The organism is uncultured Treponema sp., assembly GCF_946187725.1.
Lineage (GTDB): Bacteria > Spirochaetota > Spirochaetia > Treponematales > Treponemataceae > Treponema_D.
The window spans coordinates 1-6,886 of sequence record NZ_CAMHSK010000066.1 but is presented as its reverse complement, the minus strand read 5'-3'; the positions used below and the strand labels follow the sequence as shown (position 1 = coordinate 6,886).

The window sequence follows — 6,886 nt, the reverse complement described above, 5'->3', positions numbered from 1 at the left end:
GCTACATGCTCTTAAAGTATGTTTCTGGCATCAACATGAGCACGGCAAAGAAAATTGTCGCATACCGCGACCAGAACGGCAAAATAACAAGCCGCGAAGAGCTCAAAAAAGTTCCAGGCTTGGGACCAAAGGCATTCGAGCAGTGTGCAGGCTTCTTGAAGATTGCAGAAAGCTCTGACCCTCTCGACAACACTTGGGTTCACCCGGAGAACTACGATGTAGCACGCGAAGTTCTGGATTTCGTAAAAAGCGGAAAACAGGTTCCAGCCGAGACAAAAAAAGCCCTCATCGAAAAATACAACATCGGTGAGACAACTTTGAATGACATCATCGAAGAGCTTGGAAAACCAAACCGCGACCCGCGCGACGGATATCCAGCTCCAATCATGCAGAAAGGCGTTGTTAAGTTCGAAGATTTGACTGTCGGCATGAAAGTCACAGGCAAAATCAAGAATGTTGTTGACTTCGGTGCTTTTGTTGACATCGGTTTGCACGAGACAGCTTTGATTCATGTTTCAGAGCTAAGCGATTCATTCGTTTCTGACCCGATGGATGTAATCAAAGTCGGTGATGTAAAAGAATTCACAATCATCGCGCTCGACAAAGACCGAATGCGAATCAGCCTCAGCTTGAAGAGCGATGCAAATACCCGCCTGGGGCAGACAAACGAGGGCAAAAAACCTTCTTCTGACGGCACAGGCAAAAAACGCGTCGTAGTCGTAAAGAAAGGAAGTGGTTCAGCTGCCGCATCAGGCGACAAAAAGCCAGCCTTCGCAAGCGACCGCCCGCGCAACGGCGGAAACCGCAACTTCGGTTCGGATGATGGAATGTCATATAATCCATTCGCGGCTCTTTTGAAACGATAAATGCGCTACATGGAGGTAGCGTAAAAGACAGTGATGTGCGAGTTTTGCTTTGCAAAACTCGTCACGACATGGATGTCGAAGCCTTTGCTAAAATGAAGAAATAATGCACCACAAATAAAATGCAGGAAAGCCACATGGAATTTGCTCCATGTGGCTTTTTTATGCAATTTGTCTTTCTTTTTCAAGGATTTTCACAAATTTTTTTCACCCAAAAAGCGTTTTTCTCCAAAAAAAGCGGTATTTTGTAAAAAAAAATGCAAAATTTGATAGTATTACTATCAAATTCGCTTGCTTTAAATCAAAACCCGTGTTTTAATATATATAGAAAGTGATAGTAGCACTATCACTTTCGTAAGGAGGAAAAATAAATGAAAAAGTTGGTAAAGGTTCTTTCTGCTCTTGCTCTTGCTGCTGCTTTGGTTGGTTGTTCAGATTTGGCTGACGAAGAAGGCGATGCTGAAATTGCTGCTCGTGCTGCTGCCTCAAACAAAGTCACTTACACTATGGCATCTGAAATCAGTCGATTGGTTTACGAAGGTTATAACGAAGGAAAGAACGGTCCAATCATCATTACAAAAGGTGTTCTTAAAAGCGGATGGACTTCAAAAAATGTATATCTCATCACACTCTCTGGAACAGAAATCATTAAAAATCAGACAACAGGTTATCTCACTGACTTGAAGAGTGGATTCAACCTCAAAAACGCTTATCTTGATAATGTAGTTAGCATTGTTACAAAAAATATCCCGAAAAACTCTAATCTTGTTTTTGCCGGACACAGTTTGGGCGGAATGATTTGTCAGCAGGTTGTTGCTAACGACACAATCAAAAAGAATTACAATGTTCTTAACACAGTCTGCTTCGGTTCACCACTTCTTTCTGCTGGCGACCGTGAAGGAACTGTTCAGCGCCTTGGCGATACATCTGATATCGTTCCATATTTGAGCGGAAGTCTTTTCAACAACACTCTTTGGGCAATTGCTGGTCTTAACCGTGAAGACGGCGGTTATGGCACAGATTTTGCAAACGCTCATCAGAGCTACATTCGTGATGATGAATGGGGAAAATACGATGTAGTTGGAAAGAAATACGGTGGTGCAAGAATCACTTTGGACTTGAACACAAAGACATTCTATAAGTCAAAGGTTTGGTTCCAGAAATAATTCTAATTATATAGAAGAAAATTAGACAAGTCTGGAAACTGTGGTTGTGGAACGCTACGGTTTCTGGACGGTTTGATTATTAACGGTGGTTTGATTTTTCAGCCGCCGTTTTTTGATTTTAAATGCTTCATTTCGCTGTAGAATTTTTTGTAAAAATCTGACAAATCACGGATAATAAGTTATAATTTTACGATAAGCAAAAAGTTTTCTTAGATTATCACTATAATTGATGTTCAAGGAGGCGCACTATGAAGAAGTCCGTTTTTTTTATAAGCATTTGTGCCGCTGTTTTAGTTTTTAGTTGTGACGATTTTTCTAATCTTGAAATGCCCGAATCACTTTCAATAAAAACTGCCGCAAAATTTGAATTTCCTATGGGCAATGGAGCGATTTCTATTCGTGAAAAAGCCGGAATTGAAAAGATTCAGGAAATTCTTAACGAGAACATAGAGAAAAACAACTCAAGTGATTCGACTTCTGAAAGTTCTGAGAATTCTGAGAGCACGGAAAATTCATCTGAAAAAAAGCCTGCGCCAGAGGTTTACGAATATGCTCCGACTGAGTCAAAAGGCGATAATCCGGTGATGCAGTATGTCATCAATTACCCGATTAAAGAAATTCCCCTCAGAATTGATGACGGTACAGGTGATAAAACTGATTTGAGTAATATTCAGATTCCAGAAACAACTTTTGAAGCACCTGATTTTAACGCATCTATTTCTGAAACCATGACGATTACAGGTCAGTCTTTCCCGATGGCAGAACTTGGAGTTCTTGGGCCGCAAACAATGCCTGAGGTCGGATTCGATTTTGATATTACGGATCCTGATTTTGCGACAATGGAAATTCGCAAGGGTTCAATGAATATTAAAATTGTAAAGCCGACTGCGACATCGGTTTCTGCTGATTTCAGCATGCTCGTTAAAATCTCTCTTGTAGAAAAAAATAATCGTTCAAAAGTTATTGCAACTACAGGCGATGAGTTGATTGAATGTGCAAATGGCGCTGATATTGTCCTTGATTTGGCGGGAGCATCGCTTGTTCCGCAAATGTACATCAATGTTGAGGGCACAGTTTCTGGCGGAACTTTAGGAAAAACTCATACTTATGGTGTTTCAATGAGTCCTTCTGATGATTTTTCACTCAAAAAAATCACTGGACTCAATATGAGTAAAGAAGATTTGGCAAAAACCGGTAATGACAGGGTTTATGTTGCAAGAGATTTTGAGCTTACAGGCTTAAACTCAAGCCTTAAAGAGGCAACAATCGAAAAGGGCGAGCTTGATTTCTATTGTGCACTTCCAAAGGGTTGGAGCGGAATCAAAATCAAAAAATCAAACTTCCTTATTCGGGGCGGAATCAATATCCCGAATTCTGATTTCTCGCTTGATAAAGATACGCCGGAAGGATACATTCTCTATAAAACGGCTTCACTGGACAATAAAAAAGTTGTTCCGCAGACGACTTATACTTATGAAAGTGATGTAGTTCCAGACGATGCTTCAACTTACGATGGGGATAATGTCAGTTGGCTTGAAGTTGCACTTGAAAATGCTGAAATCATCTTTGCAGATTCTTCTGCTGGTGAAAAAACTGAACTTGTAATGAGCGGTTCTCTGCGAATCGAGTCACTTACAAATATCAAAATCTCTCTTGAAGAACTTACGAAGTTTGAGGGTGAGGAAGATACCGGCTTAAATCTTTCTACGCTTTTGAGTGATGTTCTAAAAGGTGAAAATCAGGACTTAATAGAAGATATTGAATTTGCTGATTCAGAAGATGCTTCCCTTTCCGGATATCTGTTTGTTTCTCAGCCAACCGAAAATGAAGTATTGCAGAGCCTTGAAATTGAAGGAACAGTTGTTGCTTCTTATACTGACAAAAAAGGCAATCCACAGCCGGATTTGTATCTCTTGGGCGAGAGTGAGACAATCAAAGGCCGAATGAGCATGAAGAATCCTAGTCCGTCCATAAGAAAAGCGGCCGAAGCAACAGAAGAAAAAGAAGCGAATGTGATTGTTGATTCAAGCGTATTCAGCAAAGAGAACTATTCTGCCAAAATCGCAGACGGAAAAATCTCGAAACTCATTAATGACAAACCTGATGGCTTGAAAGTTAAGTATAATCTTGGGCTTGCCAGTGACGAAGAAGGATATATTGAGCTTGAAGGAAATGTCGTTAATGCACTCAAAAATTCGGATTCTGTGATTTCGATTTCTCTTGCCCTTATCGTTCCTTTGCAGTTGAAACTTAAAGATGTTGCCGATGTTCCAGAAAAAGGCAATCGAGACAATACAATCACAATTGAGGATGTAATGTCGCTTTCAAAGAGCGAGAATTCAAAATTAGACAAAGATTTGCTTAATCGTGACAGTGCAGAGGATAGTGAAGATTGGGTAAAATATGCTGAGGCAGTTAAGAAATTTGAGTTTACCTACACGGTGGACAATAATATCATTCTTAACGGTGATACTGTAATCGATGAAAAAGGCGTTGAATTTCCGAAAGGTGAGCATCCTCTTGGGCTGCGGGTCTGTATGTATGCCGTTGATTCTGAAGGAAAAAAAGTTACCTGGTTTGGTGAAGAAGAGGATGGCTATTGCAAGGAACTTGATACTTCAGAAGGTCAGCATAGTTTTGAATTCTCAAAAGATGAGACAATTTCTATCTTAAAAAATTATCCGTTTATTCCAAAATTTATGATTGAGATTCCTGCTGACGGTTCATTGCAGTATGTTCCTCGTGACGGTTCGTTTGGAATTTCTGGAAAAGTTCGTGTTGAATTTGATGAGAATGTTTCAGTTGAAGTCTGGAATAAGAATGACAAGAAAAACAAGGACAAATAAGGAAAGGAGGTGAAATTATGAAAAAGGTTTTAACGACTGCACTTTTTACTTCAGTTTTCGCTCTGTTTGCACTTCCTTTTGCTTCTGCTGAATTTGACGGAGATTTGCTCTCAAAACCGCATCGTATTTTTGAAATTGGAGTTGATTCTAACTCTATGACTGCGAACAGCTCTTTTGGACTGAAAGATGTTTTAAAAAAACATATAGAACTTGATTTAAAGAAACTTGCAGATGAAATGCCGAATGATGGTTTTTCCGTCGCTTTTAACAACAGTGAAACGGCCTTTATAAATCTGAATGTAAGCAGCCGTTTCAGGTTCAGCATTTTTTCTGGCCTTGAATCTTCCGGGCATTTTAATATCGAAAAGGACATTTTTGACTTTCTCGGTAACGGAATGAATGTCGGCGAGAAAAAGACAGTCGATGTAACTGGAAATGCTGATATCTTCTATAATATGGGCATTTCTTTTCAGACAATCATCAAGGGGTACGGTATAAAATTCAAGCCGAGTTATTTTGTTCCAATTGCTTATGTTCCGAAAACGACGGCGACAAGTTATGTTTACACAACAGAAGACGGTCATATTGTTGCAAAGGCCGAAGCAAATGTTGATGTTTATACTTCCGTTGATATGCATGACTTTATGGAAGAAAAGAAATCGGTTGATATTCTCGATCTTTCTGCAAGCAATCTTCTTTCGAATGGTGGATTTGATTTTGCCATTGAAATTGAGAGAAACTGGCTTCATGGGTTGAATGCAGGGCTTTACACGCGAATTCCATTGATTACTGGAACGCTCAAAAATAAAATGAGTACCAGAGTCTGGGCGGTTTTTGAAGAAACAAATGCTCTTGGCTATTTAAACGATACTGAAAGTCATACGAATGAGCACGGACACGATGATTTTGTTTATTCGACCAATGAGAATTTAAAAGTGCATCGTCCATTAAAACTCGGATTGAACGCAACTTATATGCCGTTCGGTGATTTCTTTAAGATTCAGCCTTCTGTAGGTTTGGCAGTCAAAAATCCATTTTCGAGTGATTCAATTTTTTATCCCGAATATTCATTGGATTTCAGACTTTCGTTGTTGCACAGAATTTTCAACTTCAATTTGGGAACCGCATATCAAAATCAGATTTTCCAGCAGCGCATTGGTTTCGGCTTAAATCTGCGTGTGCTTGAAGTTATTGCTCAGGCAAGTATGTGTGGCACAAATATTCTGGCAAGTTTTGACCGAAACGGTTACGCGGCATTGGTTGGAGTCAGGATTGGATTCTAAAGAAAATTGATAGCAAAGTGAAGCGAATCTATAAAATTCGCGGTGTCATTAAGAGGACTGCTGACATTTGTTGGCAGTCTTTTTTTATTTCTTTCTGTTTACGACTTTTATACGGAACGGTATAATTAATGTTATACGGACGGCTTATTGAGCCGCTAGGATCAAAGTAAATATGTTAGAACATAAAGGAACAAAATTATTAGAAACAAAAAGATTAATTCTCAGACAGTTTAAAATCGCGGATTATACTGAAATGTACAATAATTGGGCTTGTGAAGATATTGTTACAAAATATTTAACATGGCCAACACATGCTAACAGCAGTATTACAAAATCGATTCTAGAAGATTGGACAGAAAAGTACAAAAACAATGATTTTTACAATTGGGCGATTGAATTAAAAGAAGAAAATAAAATTATTGGAAATATTTCCGTAGTATATTATAGGGAAGAATCATTGTCTGCTATTTTAGGATACTGCATGGGAAGTAAATGGTGGGGGCAAGGAATAATGGCAGAAGTTGGAAAAGAAGTTGTAAAATTCTTATTTGAAGAAGTCAAATTTAATAGAATTGCCGCTGTCCATGATAAAAATAATCCAAATTCCGGTAAAGTAATGCAAAAAATCGGAATGAAATACGAAGGAACTCTAAGAAGTGCTGGAGTAGATAATCAAGGAATAATTGATGAAGTTTGGTATTCTATTCTAAGAAATGAATGGAAAAATA

5 protein-coding genes are annotated in these 6,886 nt (G+C 38.9%); all 5 read left to right on the top strand.

The genetic code is table 11. From position 1 onward, the window contains the following. On the top strand, window positions 1–866 hold an 866-nt coding region (locus tag Q0Q74_RS13870), incomplete at its 5' end, for a helix-hairpin-helix domain-containing protein (protein ID WP_294431824.1). A gap of 368 nt (window positions 867–1,234) precedes the next feature. Further along, a complete protein-coding gene (locus Q0Q74_RS13865) occupies window positions 1,235–2,029 on the top strand; it encodes a hypothetical protein (protein ID WP_294431823.1) in 795 nt (264 codons plus the stop codon). Between the two features lie 248 nt (window positions 2,030–2,277). After that, complete coding sequence (locus Q0Q74_RS13860) at window positions 2,278–4,875, top strand: hypothetical protein (RefSeq protein WP_294431822.1); 2,598 nt, start codon at window positions 2,278–2,280, stop codon at window positions 4,873–4,875. A 17-nt stretch (window positions 4,876–4,892) separates the two neighbouring features. Then, a complete protein-coding gene (locus Q0Q74_RS13855) occupies window positions 4,893–6,158 on the top strand; it encodes a hypothetical protein (RefSeq protein ID WP_294431819.1) in 1,266 nt (421 codons plus the stop codon). A gap of 172 nt (window positions 6,159–6,330) precedes the next feature. After that, a partial coding sequence (locus Q0Q74_RS13850) for a GNAT family N-acetyltransferase (RefSeq protein WP_294431817.1) occupies window positions 6,331–6,886 on the top strand: 556 nt, incomplete at its 3' end.